The organism is Dyella ginsengisoli (assembly GCF_044904665.1).
Taxonomy (GTDB): Bacteria; Pseudomonadota; Gammaproteobacteria; order Xanthomonadales; family Rhodanobacteraceae; genus Dyella_A; species Dyella_A ginsengisoli.
Window position 1 is genome coordinate 829,816 of record NZ_JADIKM010000003.1, and the last position, 17,445, is coordinate 847,260.

General features: G+C 65.6%; 14 protein-coding genes. 8 read left to right on the forward strand and 6 right to left on the reverse strand.

Features of this window, described 5'->3' with window-relative positions; genetic code table 11:
- The first annotated feature begins 42 nt into the window (after positions 1 to 42).
- On the forward strand, positions 43 to 588 hold the full coding sequence (locus ISP17_RS13990; RefSeq protein ID WP_404634154.1) for a DUF2058 domain-containing protein: 546 nt from the start codon (positions 43 to 45) through the stop codon (positions 586 to 588).
- Positions 589 to 1,027: 439 nt separating this feature from the next.
- On the opposite strand, the gene ISP17_RS13995 is transcribed toward ISP17_RS13990, so the two are convergent.
- On the reverse strand, positions 1,028 to 2,866 hold the full coding sequence (locus tag ISP17_RS13995) for a chloride channel protein (RefSeq protein ID WP_404634156.1): 1,839 nt from the start codon (positions 2,864 to 2,866) through the stop codon (positions 1,028 to 1,030).
- 136 nt (positions 2,867 to 3,002) lie between these two features.
- Here ISP17_RS13995 and ISP17_RS14000 point away from each other — a divergent pair, with 136 nt between their 5' ends.
- The 3 genes from ISP17_RS14000 (at position 3,003) to ISP17_RS14010 (ending at position 5,849) form a co-directional block, all read left to right on the forward strand.
- Positions 3,003 to 4,139 (forward strand): sensor histidine kinase, encoded by a 1,137-nt coding sequence (locus tag ISP17_RS14000; RefSeq protein WP_404634158.1) that lies wholly within the window; start codon positions 3,003 to 3,005, stop codon positions 4,137 to 4,139.
- Entirely contained in the window at positions 4,136 to 4,897 is a 762-nt protein-coding gene (locus ISP17_RS14005) for a LytR/AlgR family response regulator transcription factor (RefSeq protein WP_404634160.1), read from the forward strand. Before ISP17_RS14000 ends, ISP17_RS14005 begins: the two co-directional genes overlap by 4 nt.
- 280 nt (positions 4,898 to 5,177) lie before the next feature.
- Positions 5,178 to 5,849, forward strand: coding sequence for a hypothetical protein (locus ISP17_RS14010; protein ID WP_404634162.1), 672 nt, complete (start codon positions 5,178 to 5,180; stop codon positions 5,847 to 5,849).
- Between the two features lie 222 nt (positions 5,850 to 6,071).
- Here ISP17_RS14010 and ISP17_RS14015 read toward each other — a convergent pair whose 3' ends face one another.
- Positions 6,072 to 6,416 carry a hypothetical protein gene (locus ISP17_RS14015; protein WP_404634164.1) on the reverse strand — a complete coding sequence of 115 codons (345 nt, stop codon included), beginning with the start codon at positions 6,414 to 6,416 and terminating at the stop codon, positions 6,072 to 6,074.
- 166 nt (positions 6,417 to 6,582) lie between these two features.
- Between ISP17_RS14015 and ISP17_RS14020 the strand changes: the two genes are divergently transcribed.
- On the forward strand, positions 6,583 to 7,980 hold the full coding sequence (locus ISP17_RS14020) for an FAD/NAD(P)-binding protein (protein ID WP_404634166.1): 1,398 nt from the start codon (positions 6,583 to 6,585) through the stop codon (positions 7,978 to 7,980).
- A gap of 87 nt (positions 7,981 to 8,067) precedes the next feature.
- Here ISP17_RS14020 and ISP17_RS14025 read toward each other — a convergent pair whose 3' ends face one another.
- The 3 genes from ISP17_RS14025 to ISP17_RS14035 all read right to left on the reverse strand — a co-directional run bounded on the left by ISP17_RS14025 (position 8,068) and on the right by ISP17_RS14035 (position 10,735).
- Positions 8,068 to 8,448, reverse strand: coding sequence for an MAPEG family protein (locus ISP17_RS14025; protein ID WP_404634168.1), 381 nt, complete (start codon positions 8,446 to 8,448; stop codon positions 8,068 to 8,070).
- A 131-nt stretch (positions 8,449 to 8,579) separates the two neighbouring features.
- Complete coding sequence (locus ISP17_RS14030) at positions 8,580 to 8,885, reverse strand: cupin domain-containing protein (protein WP_404634170.1); 306 nt, start codon at positions 8,883 to 8,885, stop codon at positions 8,580 to 8,582.
- Between the two features lie 134 nt (positions 8,886 to 9,019).
- Positions 9,020 to 10,735 (reverse strand): AAA family ATPase, encoded by a 1,716-nt coding sequence (locus tag ISP17_RS14035; protein ID WP_404634172.1) that lies wholly within the window; start codon positions 10,733 to 10,735, stop codon positions 9,020 to 9,022.
- 857 nt (positions 10,736 to 11,592) lie between these two features.
- On the opposite strand from ISP17_RS14035, the gene ISP17_RS14040 reads away from it, so the two are divergent.
- Positions 11,593 to 13,557, forward strand: coding sequence for a pyrroloquinoline quinone-dependent dehydrogenase (locus tag ISP17_RS14040; RefSeq protein WP_404634174.1), 1,965 nt, complete (start codon positions 11,593 to 11,595; stop codon positions 13,555 to 13,557).
- A 107-nt stretch (positions 13,558 to 13,664) separates the two neighbouring features.
- Here the strand turns inward: ISP17_RS14040 and ISP17_RS14045 are convergent, their stop codons facing one another.
- Positions 13,665 to 14,159 carry a hypothetical protein gene (locus tag ISP17_RS14045; protein WP_404634176.1) on the reverse strand — a complete coding sequence of 165 codons (495 nt, stop codon included), beginning with the start codon at positions 14,157 to 14,159 and terminating at the stop codon, positions 13,665 to 13,667.
- Between the two features lie 208 nt (positions 14,160 to 14,367).
- Between ISP17_RS14045 and ISP17_RS14050 the strand changes: the two genes are divergently transcribed.
- Positions 14,368 to 16,416 (forward strand): NAD(+) synthase, encoded by a 2,049-nt coding sequence (locus tag ISP17_RS14050; protein WP_404634178.1) that lies wholly within the window; start codon positions 14,368 to 14,370, stop codon positions 16,414 to 16,416.
- On the forward strand, positions 16,413 to 17,405 hold the full coding sequence (locus ISP17_RS14055; protein WP_404634180.1) for an L-threonylcarbamoyladenylate synthase: 993 nt from the start codon (positions 16,413 to 16,415) through the stop codon (positions 17,403 to 17,405). Before ISP17_RS14050 ends, ISP17_RS14055 begins: the two co-directional genes overlap by 4 nt.
- The last annotated feature ends 40 nt before the right edge of the window (positions 17,406 to 17,445 follow it).

The following is a 17,445-nucleotide window of genomic DNA, read 5'->3' on the forward strand; positions in this document are numbered from 1 at the left end:
CGGCGCTACAATCACCGGCTGATCCCCCCACGCACCCGCCCCATGCGCAATCCGTTGCAAGACCAACTCCTCAAGGCCGGCCTCGTCAACAAGGCCAAGGTCAACCAGGTGGCGCGCGAGCAGAACAAGCAGAAGGTGGCCAAGGCGCCCCCGGCCCCGCCGCGCGAAGACGCCATCGACACCGCACGCCTGCAGGCCGAGCGGGCCGAACGCGATCGCGCGCTGGCCGCCGAACGCAACGCCCAGGCCCGCGCCGCCGAGCTGCGCGCGCAGGTGCGCCAGATCATCGACACCCACAAGGTCAAGCGCAGCGGCGAGATCGACTACCGCTTCACCCACGCCGGCGCCATCCGCAGCGTGCTGGTGAACGAATCGCTGCGCAGCCAGCTGGCCAGCGGCGCACTGGTGATCGCCGCGCTGGACGACCGCTACGAACTAGTGCCCCGCGCCGCGGCGGAGAAGATCCGCGAGCGGGATCAGGCCGTCATCGTGCTCGATCACGCCCAGCCATCGGCCGATACCGCACCGTCCACTGACGACGACGCCTACTACAGCCAGTTCCAGGTGCCGGACGATCTGGTCTGGTGATGCCGGACGCGAAATGCTTGCAGCGTTCGAGTAATCCACAGAAAAGCAGCCGGCTCCCCCTGTAGGAGCCCGCTCGCGGGCGATGCTTTTCGCCCTGCTCTCGCATCAACAGCGTCGTCCGCAAGCGAGCTCCTCCCGGCCACGCCGAACTCGCCGCCAGCAGTGACGACTGCTACCTCGGAAGAGCAGCCCCCTCACCCCAACCCTCTCCCCCGGCAAAGCCAGGGGAGAGGGAGCAAAGCGCGGCTTCCCGATGTTTCCTGCTCCATCCCATCTGTGCGCGGTCATCAACCAGAAGCCACACGCCGAAACTCCCTCTCCCCTGGCAACGCCGGGGAGAGGGTTGGGGTGAGGGGCGCTCTTCACCTGAAACGAGTGCCAGCCCCGGCGGAGATCGCGCTTGACCAGCCTCTCTCCACGCGGCGAAGCCCCTCCCCGCCTATTTTCGCCCTAAATGCCGAGACATCCGCCGCGCCTCACGCAGCCGTTGCGCGTGCGCCTTGAGCAGATCACCACGGGTGAGGATGCCCACCATCTGCGGCGAGTCGCCCTTGCCCAGCACGATCAATCGGCCGACATCGGCCTCCACCATGTGGTCGGCTGCTTCGCGCAGGGTGTGATCCTCGTGCACGGCCAGCGGCGGACGCTGGACGAGGCTGCCCACGGTGGCGTCATCCGGAAGGCTGGCATCGAACAAGGTGCGGCGGGTGAGCACGCCGAGCGGCTTGCCGGACGCGTCGAGCACGGGGAAACCCTGGTGCTTCGCCACGTCGCCGGCGCTGGCCAGCCACGCGCGCAGCTCGCCCATGCGCTGGTCGGCCGCCAGCGACACCACCTCGCGGCTGCACGCATCGCGCACCAGAATCTGGTCCAGCGCGTCGGCGCTGTAGTCGGACGGCACGCGCACGCCGCGGCGCACGATTTTCTCGGTCATGATGGTGTTGCGCATCATCAGGCCGGAGACGAGATACGCCGCCGCGCAGCCGCCGAGCAGCGGCAGCAGGCCATGCGGCTGCTGGGTGGTCTCGAAGGCGAACACCACCGAGGTGAGAAACGCGCGCGAGGCGCCGGCGAAGATCGCCGCCATGCACACCAGCGCGGCCAGGCGCGGATCGACATGCAGCGCCGGCAGCGTCGTGGCGATCAGCAGGCCCATCGCCCCACCCAACGTGCTGCCGATGGTGAACAGCGGCGCCAGCGTGCCGCCGGAGGTGCCGCTGCCCAGCGCGATCGACCACGAAGCCAGCTTGGCGATGCACAGCGTGAGCAGCCCCACCAGCCCGATCTGCCCGCCGATCGCCGCGGTGATGTTGGCGTAGCCCACGCCCAGCGTAAGCGGCTGGAAATAACCCACCACGCCCACCGCGAGACCACCGATCGCCGGCCACCACATCCAGTGGATCGGCAGCTTCTCGAAGCCGTCCTCGATGGCGTAAGTGAGCTTGGTGACGCCCACACTGACCACGCCCACGATCAAGCCCAGCAGCACGTACACCGCCAGCGCCGGGAGTGACGCGCTGGCGAGGTCCGGCATCGGGAACATCGGCTCGTTGCCTTCCAGCAGGTAGCGCACGCCCGTGCCGACGAACGCGGCCAGCGCCACCGGAATCAGCGAGCGGGCGCGGCGCTCGAACAGCAGCAGCTCGATCGACAGCAGCACCGCCGACACCGGCGCGGAGAACACCGCCGCCATGCCCGCCGCGGCGCCCGCAGCGAGCAGCGTCTTGCGCTCGTCGGCGGTGACGTGGGCGAGCTGGCCGATCAGCGAGCCCAGCGCGCCGCCGGTGGCGATGATCGGCCCCTCGGCGCCAAACGGGCCGCCGGTGCCGATGGCGATAGCTGAGGACACCGGCTTGAGCCAGGTCATGCGCGGCGGGATGCGGCTCTCGTTGAGCAGAATCTGCTCCATCGCCTCGGGAATGCCGTGGCCGCGGATCGCGCGCGAGCCCCAGCGCGCCATCACGCCCACGATAAGGCCGCCGACCACCGGCACCGCGATCACCCACAGTCCCAGGTGATTGCCGGCCGGGCTGCTCAGCGAGGTATCCCAGCGGCCGTAGAACGACAGGTTGGTGATCAGCCCGATCAGCGCGGTGAGCAGCCACGCCACCCCGGCCACCACCGCGCCGAGCACCATCGCGGCCAGCGTGATGCCCAGCACGCGGCGATCCAGCGGGCGGAACTGGCGCGGCAGGTGCGCCTCCGCCAACGTGGCGTCGAGCGAGGGCGCAAGCGGGATCGCCGCACGCGAGTGCGGAGCGTCGGTGTGATCAGTCATGGGAGTTCAAGCCAGAGGATGCAGCCGCCAAAGGCTACGCGGATATCGCGTCAGTAGCTGGCTGGAAAATGAACAGGGGTAGCGCCCACCCTTGCACCACGCTATCAATAGCGACCTTCCGGCCAGCCGCGGCGCCATGTCGACCCATCCCCAAGCCCGCCCCGACGCCCCGCCCGAGCCGCGCTCCGTGCGCATGACCCTGCTCACCCGACCGACCCTGCTCGCGCTCTACTTCGCCGGCTGGGCCTTCGTCGGCCTGTGGCTGGGCACCAACGTGTGGATCAGCCAGCGCGACAACCCCAACGCCGTGGCCTGGCACTACTACACGTGGGAGCTGAGCAGCGCGCTGGTGATCGGCGCGCTGGCGCTGGCGGTGGGCGCTTTCGAATCGCGCTGGAAGATCACCGGCCCCGGCGCGTGGCGACGCATGCTGGTGCACCTGCCGGCGGCGGTGGTGTTCTCGCTGGTGCACGTGGCCATCATCGTGGCCATCCGCAAGGCGGTGTACGCGGCGATGGGCTCGTCCTACGAGTTCGGCGAAGTGTGGATCGGGCTGGTCTACGAGTTCCAGAAAGACCTGATGACCTACCTCAGCCTGGTCATCGCCTGCGCGTTGATCCGCACCATCCGCGAGCGCCGCCGTCACCAGCTGGAAGCGCTCGAACTGCGCCGCGCCCTGAGCGAAGCGAAGCTGGCGCACCTGTCCGCGCAGATCGAACCGCACTTCGTGTTCAACACGCTCAATGCCATCTCCAACCGCATGTACGAAGACGTGCCCGCCGCCGACCGCATGATCGTGGCGCTGTCCGACCTGCTGCGCACGGCGATGACCGCCGACGGCTCCACCTGGGTGCGCGTGGCCGACGAGATGCACTGGCTGCGCGCCTACACCGCGCTGATGGCCGAGCGCCAACCCGGCCTGCTGCACGTCGACATCACCGTGGACGAGGGGCTGGATTCCATGCGCCTGCCACGCCTGCTGCTGCAGCCGCTGGTGGAAAACGCCTTCCGCCACGGCCTGCGCAACGGCCGCGGACGGCTCGCCGTCACCCTGCACCGCGACGGCGAGCAGCTGCATTGCCGGGTGGAAGACGACGGCGTCGGCTTCGCCGCCGATGCGCAACCGGGCGTGGGTCTGGCCAACGTGCGCGAGCGCCTCGCCCTGCTCTATCCCGATCGCCACCACTGGCAGATCGGCCCCGGCGCGCAGGGCGGCACCATCGTCGACATCACCCTTCCGCTCGAGCGCTGGACGGCGGAGCCCGCAGCATGACGCTGCGCCTCGCCATCGTGGAAGACGAAGCCCCCGCCCGCACCCGACTGCGCCGCCTGCTGGCCGAACACGAAGACGTCGAGGTGGTGCTGGAAGCCGACACCCTTCCCGCTGCGCTCGCCACCCTGCCCAGCGCGGGCGCCGATGCGCTGTTCCTGGATATCGCACTGGGCGAGTCCACCGGCTTCGACCTGCTGGACCAGCTGCCGCCGCCGTGGCCGCTGCTGGTGTTCGCGACCGCCTACCACGAGCACGCGCTGCGCGCGTTCGAGGTCGCCGCGGTGGACTACCTGCTCAAACCCTTCGACGCCCCGCGCCTCACCGCCACGCTCGATCGCCTGCGCGCCCGCCTCGCCGACGCCGATCCGCTGCCCGCCGAAGAAGACTTGCGCCGCCTGCAGGCCGCCATGCCCGCACCGGCGTTCAACCCGACGCCGCTGGTCATCACCGAGCGCGGCCAGCGCGTGGTGGTGCCACTGGACGAGGTGACCCACCTGGTCGGCAGCGGCAACTACGTGGAACTGCACACCCCGCAGCGCAGCTACCTGATGCGCGCCACCCTCACCCAACTGGCAAGCCAGCTGCACCCCGCGCAGTTCCTGCGCGTGCACCGCAGCTACCTGGTCCGCGCCGACCAGATCGCCGCGCTGACGCCGCGGGGGCATGGCGATGCGGAGCTCACGCTGCGCGACGGGACCACGGTGATGGTGAGCCGAAGGTTTCGGGAAGCGTTGCCGGAGGGGTTGCGGGGGCGGTGAAGTCGGCACACAGGTGTGAGCGCCTATGAGCAGCACCGCGTGCCCTTCGCGGGCTCACCGTCTGCTGCCTAAGTAGTGTTGATCCGTGTCAAACCGCGACTTGGCGTGGTAGCGACAATTACTGCGTGCTGCCAGGTCGTGCTCCTCGTGCCGAGAGCTGCCGCGGCGAGCACCACCACCACGAGCGGGATGACAGCCTGCATACCGGCCTTCCCATGTCCAGGCTACGGAAGCTCAAATCCATAGGTGGTAGATCGCCTACCACTTGCCAGGAACTTCGATGAAAGAGCAATCGTTTGTGGAGTTGCTAGAAGCGGGCGCACCAGTCTCAAGGCTGACTGAAGTCATCATTCATGAATTGTCGGCGTTCAACCTGGGAAAAACCGTCGATTTCAATTTCCTGAGTCGTCAATCTGTCGGCGGCTACTGCCGTTCACTGGGATTTGCCGCCAACCGAAACTGGTCAATGCTGGTGCTCGACAAGATCGCCCCGAAGTCACCGCTTGGACCCAACGTCATTCCCGAAAAAGAAGCCAAGGCGGTCTTGGCCCAACTCCGCTACGCCATCGACAAGGGGTTGTTGGAACCCAAAATGGGCAGCCCACAGCCCGACGTCATCTCCGATTTCCTCCCGCGGGGAAGGCGATACAAGCGCGCCAAGACGCTTGGGCATTTGTGGGAGTTCCAGTACGCGCTAGCCGTTGAGCTTGAGCATGGCAAGACGCGCGGAAGCAACATAACGAATAACCATCCGCTACTCACGGCATTAGTGGTTACCGCCCACCTGGCTGAGGACAAGCTGTATTACGCAAGGATCTGGGAAATGGAGACCAGCGGAAGCCTGTTCAATGCACAACTCGACAAAGCGCCAGTAGGCCCGATCATGAAGGAAAACATGCGTGCCAAAGTTTATTTGCAACAGCGTTTGCAGGAGCGCGTCGAGAATTCATAGGGATGGCCTCCATTAATCCCTGGCTTCGGCAAAAAAACCGAGAGCAGATCGCTCTATCCCCGGGGTGTCTCGTCAGCCTCCAAATCACCACGCGGCGGAAAGTCGAACCTTCCCCCTGTTTCGTTTCGCCTCGCGATCGGGAGCGCCGAACACAGGCGTCGCGCATAGACATCTGTCTAGCGAATCCTTAACTGAGGGCGTGATTCATTGGCGCCGGGCCCATCAGTTCGGGGAAATTTTATGCATCGCGTCGACACGACTAGCACACGGGTTAAGCGCCTGGCGCGAGCGCTGGGGCAGACGACACGGCGGGAGGGAAACGCCGCCCTCGATCCCGCCGGGGATGTCGGCAGGAATCGTCATCGCCGCCTTGCGCCGGGTGACATCGCTCACCCGCACGCTCATGCGACACCTGCTCACGATCAGTTGCGCAACGGCGCGTTGCAAGTCGAGTCCCTGGCACTGGCCCCATTCGCCAGGAGCGATTACCCACGTCGTGGCATCAAGCCATCGGCGCATCGTGCAGCGCTGTCGCTGCACCTCGATGGCGACGCGCTGCAGCGTCACGACGTGTTCGACCAGACAGGCGCCGGTGGCTGGGAGCCTGCCCTGCAACGCCCCGGGTTGGAGCTCGCAAACCCCTGACTCCCGCCAGAGGGAGAGCCGCTTCAGACGACTCGTCGATCGGCGAGCCGATCTCTGACCGAGTCCCTACAACATCAGGATTCAGACTATGACTGACATCGCAATCATCGGTGGCGGTGCAGCAGGCGCTGCGGTATTCGGCGAGCTGCTGCGAAGACCGAACCGACAAGGCACCATCCATTGGATCACCGGATGCATCGCCCCTGGTCGAGGCGTCGCGTATGCCTCGCGCGACGACCGGCACCTGCTGAACGTTCGCGCCGCGGGCATGGGGTTGTTTGCCGACCAGAAGGACGACTTTTTGCAGCACGCCAGCCGCTCCCTCGGCCAGGCTCAGGGCGGCGACTTCCTACCTCGCCGCCTGTTCGGCGAATTCATCGAGGCCCAGGTAAACGCAGCGATGAGCGAAGCGCATGCGCGCGGTCGCCGTTTCCAGGTACACCATGCGAAGGCGCTGGCGATTCACAGGGACACCGCCGAGCGCTATCGCGTCGAGCTGGAACAAGGCGAGGCGCTGGTCGTCAATGCAGCGGTACTGGCCATCGGCGCACTGGCGCCGCGGACGCTCAAGACCGTGTCCGCCGAGGCGCTCGGCAGTGGCGCCTACGTGCTGGACCCCTGGAGCATGGACGAGCCGGCTCAGGCGCCACGCCGGATTGTGGTTATCGGCACCGGCCTGACGGCGGTCGATACGCTGATCTCGGCCGCCACCCGCTGGCCGAATGCCGAGCTGGCAGCAGTATCTCGCCACGGCCTGCTGCCATTTCGCCATCCGGACCGGCCGGTCGCCCCATACCCTTTCCAGGACGATCTCAATACGGCGCTGCTCGCATGCGACGGCGTACTCCCGATGATGCGGCTCGTTCGCCAGGCGCTGGCCGACCCCGCGGGTACGGACTGGCGTGCCGTCATTGATGGCATGCGGCCGGTCAATGCACGGCTGTGGGAAGGGCTAAGGGTGGAAAAGCGCCTGCAGTTTCTACGACATGTGCGCTGGGTCTGGGAGGCTTCGCGCCATCGCACCGCACCGGCGTCGGCCGAGAACATACAGGCACTGATCGAGTCCGGGCGATTGCATATTCATGCCGCCCGCGTGTTGGCCGTGGAAGGGCACGGTCCGTTGGCCATGACCGTGCGCAGTCGGGCCACCCAGCTGCTGAGCACCATCGAGGCGGACCGGGTGATCCAGGCGACCGGCCTGGACACGGCGGTCGCATACGCGCGCGATCCGCTGCTGGCCCAGCTGCTTGACGATGGACTAGCCATTCCGGATCCCCTGCAACTGGGTGTAGCGGCAGAACCCGACGGGCAACTGCTGGATGCCGAAGGGCGCGTTCAGCCGGGTCTCTATGGTATCGGCTCGCTGCTGCGCGGCAGCTTGTGGGAATGCACGGCCATGCCGGAAATTCGTGCCGCCGCGGGCCGGCTGGCGCACATGCTAGACAAGCCGAGTGAAGAGCAATCGGAAGAGGCCGCCGCCCAGTAGTGCATTCGGACATTCCAAGCCGCGCGCGAGCGGTTGCGGGGGCGGTGAGGCAGAGCATCGCCGCTGCCCCCTGCTTCTCGGCGCGGCCTAGATCATCGGCAACGCCATCAGCAGAAGACCGAAGATGCTGACCAGCCAGACCAGGGATCGCAGCCAGGGAATACCGCTGACGTAGGCGGGCACATAGACGACGCGGGCGACGAGAAAGACCAGGGCGCCCTGAGCCTCGGCCTCCTGGCTGGTTCCCGTCGTAAGGGCCAGCAGTGCCAGGGAGATGAAGATCGGCAAGGCCTCCAGAAGATTGTTCTTCGCCCGATCCAGCCGTGCCGCGATCACCGAGGGTTCGGGCTGAACGTCGCGATTGCCAACAATGCCCTTGAGGTCGAACCTGAAGCGCGAGGTCTCTTGCAGGAAGATCTGGGCGACATACAGAGCCAGCACGAGAAGAATGATCGTCGTGAGGTGCACTCGATAGCCTCCAGTAACTTCGCTCAACAGCAAAAGGTGTCAGAGCGCAGTTTCACCACCAACGCTCATCGAAAAGTCGACTCTGATCCTGCTAAGCCTAGCCGCAAAGCGGCGACGGCTTCGAAGGATTGCTAAGCCCCGCCATCGATAATGACGAGCGTGCCATGGCTTCCTTCTGCCACGGCGTGCGGCACGCCGGCCGGCACGATGTATACCTCGCCGGGGCCTACGCGTGTTACCGCGTCGCCAAGCTGCAGATTCATCTGTCCGTCCAGAACCAGAAGCGCCTCATCAAACGGATGGGATTCGTTCGGATAGGCCTGGCCGTCCATTCGCACCACCTTGAAGTTGGCGCCGGCAGGCCGGCCCACCACATGCGACCGCCAGGCTTCCGGGAGCGAGGATGCGAGGGTGACGAGATTTGTGTGTTCGGCCATAGGGAGACTCCTTGTAGGGCCTGGCGTTCGAAAGCCAATAACACTAAGGGGACGGCTAATTAATCCAAGCAGACCCCCGCCATGCCGGACAGAGCCTGCATTTAATTAGCCACGTCCCCCTTAACTCCAATGCGTCACGACAGCAGCTTTTGTGCCGAGATTGCCTGCTCGAGCAGTGCCTTGAGATCAGAGTGCATCGGGACTGCCGGGTTCGAAATCTGCTTTAGCCCCTTGAGTTTCTTCACGTCAGGCGTTCCGATGTATCTCTTCTTTGCCGCCTCCTCGACTTTGGTCAACAGCATTTTTCCTTTAATGGTCGCGGCGCAGGGGCCAGCAAGTTCTCTCCAACGTTTGCTCGGCACGCTGACCTCTTCTTTACTCAAGCCACCAACAGCAGATTGGTAAGCCGTATTGAAGTCTGTCTCTGCCGCGTCAGCGTCGACGAGGGCAATTGCTTCACGTAGCAGAGCAGTTGCGTCAGAGCTGTCAATGTCAAATATCTTCTCTAAGTGCTCAGGCAAGCAAAATCCGGCTTCTATGTCTGATCCTTCTGGCATCCAGAAGGGAACGCCGTGGATGTCGTACTCCATTTTCTTGATCAAAGCGGCCTTATCCGCATCAGACAAGAAATCTCGATCTCTGTGGACGGCAACAGCAATGCCGAGCTCCTGCCTAGTCTTTGCTAGCGCAGAGCCGCGAGGCAGAGACCCAGAGCCAAATGTCGGCCACAGCAACACCTTGCGGGCTAGTTCAGGCCATTGCGCAAGAATATTCTTCATGTATTGAAGATTTCCGTCTTCGGTAAGAAGAAGAAGATCCTTGTCTAGCGCCCCCCACCCCATGCGCTGGCGTACCTGATCCTCTCTTTCGCTTCGTAGTGCGCCATCGCTCATCCACAATACGTGAGAGGTAGCACTGGAGGCCCGAACTAAGCTCGGGGAGTGGGTTGCAAGCATGAACTGGGTTTCCGGGAACGCACTCGCGGCGTCTTCAAGCGCTGAGATTAGTCTCTCTTGCGTCCCGGGATGAAGGTGAGAATCGGGTTCGTCAATTAGCAAGAGCCGTGGCTTGAAGTGAAGCAGGTAGGCAAAGATTTGGACTACCTGCAGGAAGCCCGTGCCGGCCATCTCCAGCGATCTCCACTGAAGGTCCAGTTTCTTGCCAGGTTCAACCATGTCAGCTGTGAGGAACTTTGCGTCAATGTTCACGTCCCTCAATCGATCGAACTTGACCCAAAAGCGAACGCCTGGGAAAACCTTTCCAACCCATCGACTTAGCTCTGTAAGTTCCTCATGCTTTTCGATGGTATCGCGACCGGTTGCGGATATTGCTAGGCCGAGCAAGATGTGCCGCAGCACCGAGCCGCCCTCACCTGAAGCGGCCCGCCGATGAAGTACCGGCGTGGCGAGCAATGACTCAGCTTCCGAGAGACCAGCTAAACCAGGGATATACGCAGTTATCTGCGCTGTAGCAGTGATTGTGCTTGCGAGGCTTCCAGCAACGATCGCCTTGATTCCGGCATCGTTGCGAGTTGAATGCATATTTATCTCTAGCTTGTCGGGGCCGGATTCCAGCACCACGCGTACTTTGGGTGAAGCACCTTCACTATTCAGACGAATCTTATGCGAAAGATGCAAGAAATCTCGACTCGGTGCGTAATCCATTCGCTCTAGAGTTACGCGATCTGAGCCATCCCTCAAGACGGCGCAACGGATTGCCCAATGAATCGCCCGAAGAATCGATGACTTGCCGGATCCATTTTCACCTACAAGGATAGTGACCGGCCCCAAAGGGATCTTTACTTCAGCGCAGATTCGCATGAAGTTGGCGACGCTTACTGAGTTAAACATGACTTGTGTTGGTCTTTGAGTGAAGCTGTGAAGATAGTGCTCATAGTAGAAACTGGGGTCAGATTACACTTTCTCGAAAATAGCACAAAAAATTCCACCCTACCCCAAGTTTTGGCTCGGCTGGCCACAGCTTGCACGAGGTTTGTTCAACCCGGTAATGCAAGTAACTCGCCCGATTGCCACACGTCTAGGACCCTCATGGCAGTAGAACTCAATTCCAGGCTTGATGCGGACTCGGTGCAATTGTTCACGCATTTCGTCTACGACAACAGTCATGCGGGCGGGCAGCTCAATGTTCAAAGGAAGCGGCTGATCTATGGGCAGGCTATCTCCGGATGGAGAGAAGAAATCTGGCCAGATCATGTAGAGCGGATACGTACCGCCGTCCGCAAGGTAAGAGAAATCCCAGCGTATGCCATTGAACGGAGGGGTCCTACGTCCGCCCTGGGCTTCCGTGAAAATTCGGATGGTTGCTTCGAAGTCATCCGGGACGGCGTAGAGACGATCCATGTTTGTGGTGCCTGGCGCAAAGTGGGTTTGGATATGCGGTGTCATGCTTCCGCCTGCTCCTTCGAGCTCCGCGCACTGGGCGCGGCACTTCCCTTATCAAACCAACGGCGGTGGTCTGCTGATGTCGTCGATTCGCATGGTCTTGCGCCCTCCCCTTCGAGCCGCGCTTCGACCGACTTCCGGATCGTTCCACGGGCCACCAAGCGGTACAAGTGCGAAAGCCGTGCATGGGCCGCACTGATATTCGAACCCGCCCACGTCATTCCCCATCCCACTCACCCCAAATCGCTTGCCCCACCCCACGCCACCCGCGACCCTGCGCCCACTGTCACAGGGAGCGTCCATCGATGCGTGGTTCCACCTTCATCCTCGCCGCCGCCGTCACCGCCCTGCTCGGCGGCTGTTCCCGTTCGGCTCCGGTCGACGTTCCGCCGCTGGATGCCGCGGCGCATGCGTTCCAGTGGACTGCCTGGGGTGGTGATGCGGGCGGCAGCAAGTTCGCGCCGCTCACGCAGATCACCCCGGCCAACGTGGCGGCACTGAAGCCGGCGTGGACGTTTCACACCGGGGCGCTGGCCAAGGGTTGGGATGTCGAGGGGAAGCTGACCTTCGAGGCGACGCCGCTGTTCGTGGACGGCACGCTGTACTTCAGCACCGCCACCGGCGAGGTGTTCGCGCTGGATGCGGCCACCGGCAAGCCGCGCTGGCGCTACGACGCGCACATCAATCCGCAGCAGGATTTTTCCGAACTGTCCTCGCGCGGCGTGACGTACTGGAAAGACAGCACTGCGGCAGCTGGCACGATCTGCGCGGCGCGCATCTTCTACGCCACGATGGACGCGCGGCTGATCGCGCTGGACGCGACCACCGGCAAGCCCTGCGAGGGTTTCGGCGAGCACGGTCAGCTGCGCCTGGACCCGGCGTTGCGCGACACCTCGCCCGCCGACTACGCCTTCACCTCGCCGCCGGCGGTGGACGGCGACACGCTGATCCTGGGCTCATCCATCGGCGACAACTATTCGGCCGCCAACGCCATGGGCGTGGTACGCGCCTTCGACGCCCGCACCGGTGCGCTGCGCTGGCACTGGGACCCGATCGAGCGCACCGCCGAAGCCGGCGATCCGAACGCCACGCCCTACCCCACCTGGGACGGCGCGGCGAATGCCTGGGGCGTGCTGTCGGTGGATGCGGCGCGGCACCTGGTGTTCATCCCCACCGGCTCGGCCAGCCCCGACCCCTACGGCGGCGAGCGCCCCGGCGACAACCACTGGGCCAATTCGCTGGTGGCGCTAGATACCGCCACCGGCAAGCTGGTGTGGGCGCGGCAGTTGATTCACCACGACGTATGGGACTACGACCTGGCCGCGCAGCCGATGCTCATTGACCTCAAGCGCGACGGGCAGAGCATCCCGGCGGTGATCCAGTTGACCAAGACCGGCCAGGTGTTCGTGTTCCGCCGCGACGACGGCACGCCGCTGTTCGACATCACCGAGAAGCCGGTGCCGCAGGACGGCGTGGTGGGCGAGAAGCTGTCGCCGACCCAGCCGTTCTCGGCCCTGCCCTCGCTGGTGCGCAACGGACCGGTGACGCCCGAAGATGCCCACGGCCTCACCTTCTGGGATCGCGGCCGCTGCCGCGCGCTGATCGGCTCGCTGAAGAGCGAGGGCATCTTCACCCCGCCCAGCCTGCAGGGAACCATCGAGATGCCCAGCTACGCCGGCGGCGTGAACTGGGGCTCCGGCGCCTGGGACCCGGCCACGCAGACCCTGGTGACCAACGTCAACGACCTGCCGATGCAGGTGCAGCTGCTGCCGCGCGAGGAGTGGCTGGCTCAGGTGAAGGCCGGCGGCGCGAAAGGTTGGGAGTACGCGCGCATGAAGCACACGCCGTACGGCATGCGCCGTCGCGTGCTGCAGTCGCCGCTGGGGGCGCCGTGCATCGCCCCGCCGTGGGGCCGGGTGGTGGCGCTGAACCTGAGCACCGGCAAGCTGGACTGGTCGATCCCGCTGGGCACCGGCAAGCACAAGGCGCCGTGGCCGATCTCGATCAAGGGCATGCCGGGCATGGGCGGGCCGCTGATGACGGCAAGCGGGCTGGTGTTCATCGGCGCGGCCACCGACGGCTACCTGCGTGCGCTGGACCGCGCCACCGGCAAGGAGCTGTGGCGCGCCGAGCTGCCGGCGCCGGGCATGGCCACGCCGATGACCTACGCCGTGGGCAACCGACAGTACGTGGTGATTGCGGCGGGCGGTCACGGCAAGCTGGATACCGGGCGGAGTGACGCGCTAGTGGCGTTCAAGTTGCCGGAGTGAGGCCAGGCGACGGCCTCCGTTGTGCGAGTTGCCCGATGGCCTCCAGAGTCGAGTCGAGGCCATCGGATATGGGACCGAACCCGTGTGCGGGTGCTTGGTTTGCTGGATCAGCCCCTGCAGCCATGCTCTTTGATAAGCCGGCTCCGCTCATCCAACTGACGGCTGGCCGACAGGTCGGGGCCAACTTGAACGTCGAGTGCGAGATATCGGCAAAGCGTCTGCCTGTTCAACAGCCTTTGTTGTACGGGCTGAGTTGGCATGCCGGGTTTGGCGAGTTGAGTGCGTGAACAGGGCGTTGTCTGGACCCATAGATCGGTTTCAGCAATGCAGAGATAGCCAACCACAGGAGCAAACCCGTCGATTCCACCAGGCGTTGCGGGCTGTGGTGGATTCGGTTCGCTCAAGAGGCGAGCAGCCGAGGTGGAGAGAGCAGGCTCCGATACCCCGGGCCGTGCTGTCTGCCTTCCCTGCGGCAGCGAATGCTGGGCCATGGCTCCATGGGCAGTCATCGCAAGCAGGCCGATTGCCAGAAAAATGCTTTTCAAAATGAGTCTTTCCTGCCCGGCTTTGCCATCCAAATCGCATCGACGTTTTTGGACCACCCGATGCTGCTTTCGCAGCCGCACTGTACGGGCTTACTGAATCGCGCTGTGCGGTGGGAACCAGGCTCTACACGTCTGCCGCAGCACCGAAACTTCGCGTTCCCTGAGGTGATGGTTGATGCTGCCGAGCCGCAACGGGTGCCCTCGGGTTCGCTGCACCGCCGAAACCACGTAGCATTCGCAGGCGCCACCTTGGCTGGAGCCCCGCATGCCGTCCGATTTCCACTCGCCCTATCGCCACGGTTTCGTGCGGCTGGCGGCCGTCGTGCCGTCGATGCGGCTGGCCGATCCGGCGTTCAACGCCGAGCGGACGATCGCGCAGCTGCGCGAGGCGGCGGCGGAAGGCGCGGCGGTGGTGGTGTTTCCGGAGCTGGGCCTGTCCGGCTACAGCCTGGACGACCTGGCCCAGCAGGATGCCCTGCTCGACGCCAGCCTCACCGCGCTGGACGCGGTGCGCGAGGCCACCACGCACTTGCTGCCGCTGGTGTTCGTGGGCCTGCCGCTGCGGGTGGAGGGCCAGTTGTTCAACGTGGCCGCCGCGCTGCAGGGCGGCGAGCTGCTGGGCGTGGTGCCCAAGCGCTACCTGCCCAACTACCGCGAGTTCTACGAGGCGCGCCAGTACACCTCGGCGGCGCAGTCGGTGGCCGACACGGCCGCGGTGCTGGGGCGCGAGGTACCGTTCGGCACCGACCTGATCTTTACCGCCGCCTCGCATCCGCACCTGCGTGTGCATGCGGAGATCTGCGAGGACATGTGGGTGCCGGTGCCGCCGAGCACTTATGCCGCGCTGGCCGGCGCCACCGTGTTGGTGAACCTGTCGGCCAGCAACGTCACCGTGGGCAAGGCCGACTATCGCCGCCTGCTGTGCGAGAGCCACTCGGCACGCTGCCTCGCCGCGCACGTCTACACCTCGGCCGGGCTGGGTGAATCCACCACCGACCTGGCCTGGGACGGCCAGGCGATGATCGCCGAGAACGGCACGGTGCTGGCCGAGTCCGAGCGCTTCCAGTGCGACGACCACCGCCTGCTGGCCGACGTGGACCTGGAGCGGCTGGTGCAGGAGCGCTCGCGCATGACCAGCTACAACGACCAGGTGCGCGACCTGCACGACACGCTGCGCGCGATGCGCCGGGTGCCGTTCGCGTTCCGCGTGCCGACGCTGAAGGACAACACGCTGCGCCGCGTGCTGCCGCGCTTTCCCTACGTGCCGTCCAACCCGACCACGCTGGACCAGCGCTGCTACGAGGCGATCAACATCCAGTCGCACGGATTGATCCAGCGCCTGCGCGCCACCGGGGCGGAACGGCTGGTGATCGGCGTCTCCGGCGGGCTGGATTCCACCCTCGCCCTGCTCGTGGCGGTGCAGGCGTTCGACCGGCTCGGCCTGCCGCGCACCAACATCCTCGGCTACACCATGCCCGGCTTCGCCACCAGCACGCAGACGCGCGAGCAGGCGCACGCGCTGATGCGCGCGCTCGGCGTCAGCGGCGAGGAGATCGACATCCGCCCCTCGTGCACGCAGATGCTGGCCGACCTGGGCCACCCGTATGCGAAGGGCGAGCCGGTGTACGACATCACCTTCGAGAACGTGCAGGCCGGCGAGCGCACCTCGCACCTGTTCCGGCTGGCCAACCAGCATCGCGCCTTCGTGCTGGGCACCGGCGACTTGAGCGAGCTGGCGCTGGGCTGGTGCACCTACGGCGTGGGCGATCACATGTCGCACTACAACGTGAATGCCTCGGTGCCCAAGACGCTGATCCAGTACCTGATCCGCTGGTTCGCGCAGGGCGACCGCCACGACGCGGCAACCTGCAAGGTGCTCGACGCCATCGCCGGCACCACCATCTCGCCCGAGCTGGTGCCCGCCGACGCCAGCGGTGCGCTGCAGGACACCGAGCAACACGTGGGCCCGTACCCGCTGCAGGATTTCACCCTGTACTACCTCACCCGCTTCGGTTTCCGCCCCAGCAAGATCGCCTACCTCGCCCACCAGGCCTGGGGCGAGGCGAGCCGCGGCGACTGGCCGGCGCTGGTGCAGGGTGCGCAGCGGCGCGCGTACACGCTGGCCGAGATCAAGCACTGGATGGAACTGTTCATCACCCGCTTCTTCGCCGCGCAGTTCAAGCGCAGCGCGGTGCCGAACGCGCCCAAGGTAGGCGGCGGCGGTTCGCTGTCGCCGCGCGGCGACTGGCGCATGCCCAGCGACGCCTCGCCCGAGGCGTGGCTGGGCGACCTGCGCGAGAACGTGCCGGCATGAGGCTGCGTCCGCTCGCCGACGCGGCCGGCGCCAAGATGCCCGGCAAGCTGCAGATGAGCCGCGCGGCCAAGGCGCTGCGCGCCGGCAAGCTGGTCGCCTTCCCCACCGAAACCGTCTACGGCCTGGGCGCGAACGCGCTCGATCCGGCGGCGGTGGCGCGCATCTTCGAGGTGAAGCGCCGGCCACGCACCAGCCCGCTGATCATCCACGTCGACCGCATCGCGGCGGCGCGCGAACTGGTCACCTACTGGCCGGACGCCGCGCAGCGGCTGGCCGAGACGTTCTGGCCGGGGCCGCTCACGCTGGTGCTGCCGCGGCGCGACATCGTGCCGGACATCATCACCGGCGGTGGGACGCATGTGGGCGTGCGCATGCCCAACCACCCGGTGGCGCTGGCCCTGATCGCCGCTGCCGGCGTGCCGATCGCCGCGCCCAGCGCCAACCGTTTCACCCAGATCTCGCCCACCACCGCCGAGCACGTGCGCGCCGGACTGGGCAGCGAGGTGGACCTCATCCTTGACGGCGGGCCGTGCACGGTGGGCATCGAGTCCAGCGTGCTGGCGCTTTACGACGACGGCCCGGTGCTGCTGCGTCCCGGCGGGGTGAGCCGCGAGGCGATCGAGGCGGTGATCGGCATGCCGGTGCGCGTGCCGGGCGCCGCGCCGGCGAAGGGCGAGACGCACGCCGCCCCGGGCATGCATTTTCGCCACTACAGCCCACGCACCATGACGCTTACGGCGCATCCGTCGATGGCCGTGCCCAGCGGCGACGGCGCCTTGCTCACCCATCGCCCCGCGCACTACGCCGCCCTGCCGGTGGCGCACCTGCAGGTGATGCCGGACACGCCCGAGGCCTACGCGCAGCGCCTGTACGCCGCACTGCACGAGCTGGACGCCCATAGCTACGACTGGATCGCCATCGACCTGCCGCCGGACGAGCCCGCCTGGGCCGCCGTGCGCGACCGGCTCAAGCGCGCCATCGCGCGCTGAGCGCGGCGCGAAGCTCTGGCCGCACGGCCGCCCGGACACC

Coding starts and splice junctions, on each gene's coding strand:
- ISP17_RS13990 (WP_404634154.1), top strand. CDS start 43: ATGCGCAATCCGTTGCAAGACCAACTCCTCAAGGCCGGCCTCGTCAAC.
- ISP17_RS13995 (WP_404634156.1), bottom strand. CDS start 2,866: ATGACTGATCACACCGACGCTCCGCACTCGCGTGCGGCGATCCCGCTT.
- ISP17_RS14000 (WP_404634158.1), top strand. CDS start 3,003: ATGTCGACCCATCCCCAAGCCCGCCCCGACGCCCCGCCCGAGCCGCGC.
- ISP17_RS14005 (WP_404634160.1), top strand. CDS start 4,136: ATGACGCTGCGCCTCGCCATCGTGGAAGACGAAGCCCCCGCCCGCACC.
- ISP17_RS14010 (WP_404634162.1), top strand. CDS start 5,178: ATGAAAGAGCAATCGTTTGTGGAGTTGCTAGAAGCGGGCGCACCAGTC.
- ISP17_RS14020 (WP_404634166.1), top strand. CDS start 6,583: ATGACTGACATCGCAATCATCGGTGGCGGTGCAGCAGGCGCTGCGGTA.
- ISP17_RS14030 (WP_404634170.1), bottom strand. CDS start 8,885: ATGGCCGAACACACAAATCTCGTCACCCTCGCATCCTCGCTCCCGGAA.
- ISP17_RS14035 (WP_404634172.1), bottom strand. CDS start 10,735: ATGTTTAACTCAGTAAGCGTCGCCAACTTCATGCGAATCTGCGCTGAA.
- ISP17_RS14040 (WP_404634174.1), top strand. CDS start 11,593: ATGCGTGGTTCCACCTTCATCCTCGCCGCCGCCGTCACCGCCCTGCTC.
- ISP17_RS14050 (WP_404634178.1), top strand. CDS start 14,368: ATGCCGTCCGATTTCCACTCGCCCTATCGCCACGGTTTCGTGCGGCTG.
- ISP17_RS14055 (WP_404634180.1), top strand. CDS start 16,413: ATGAGGCTGCGTCCGCTCGCCGACGCGGCCGGCGCCAAGATGCCCGGC.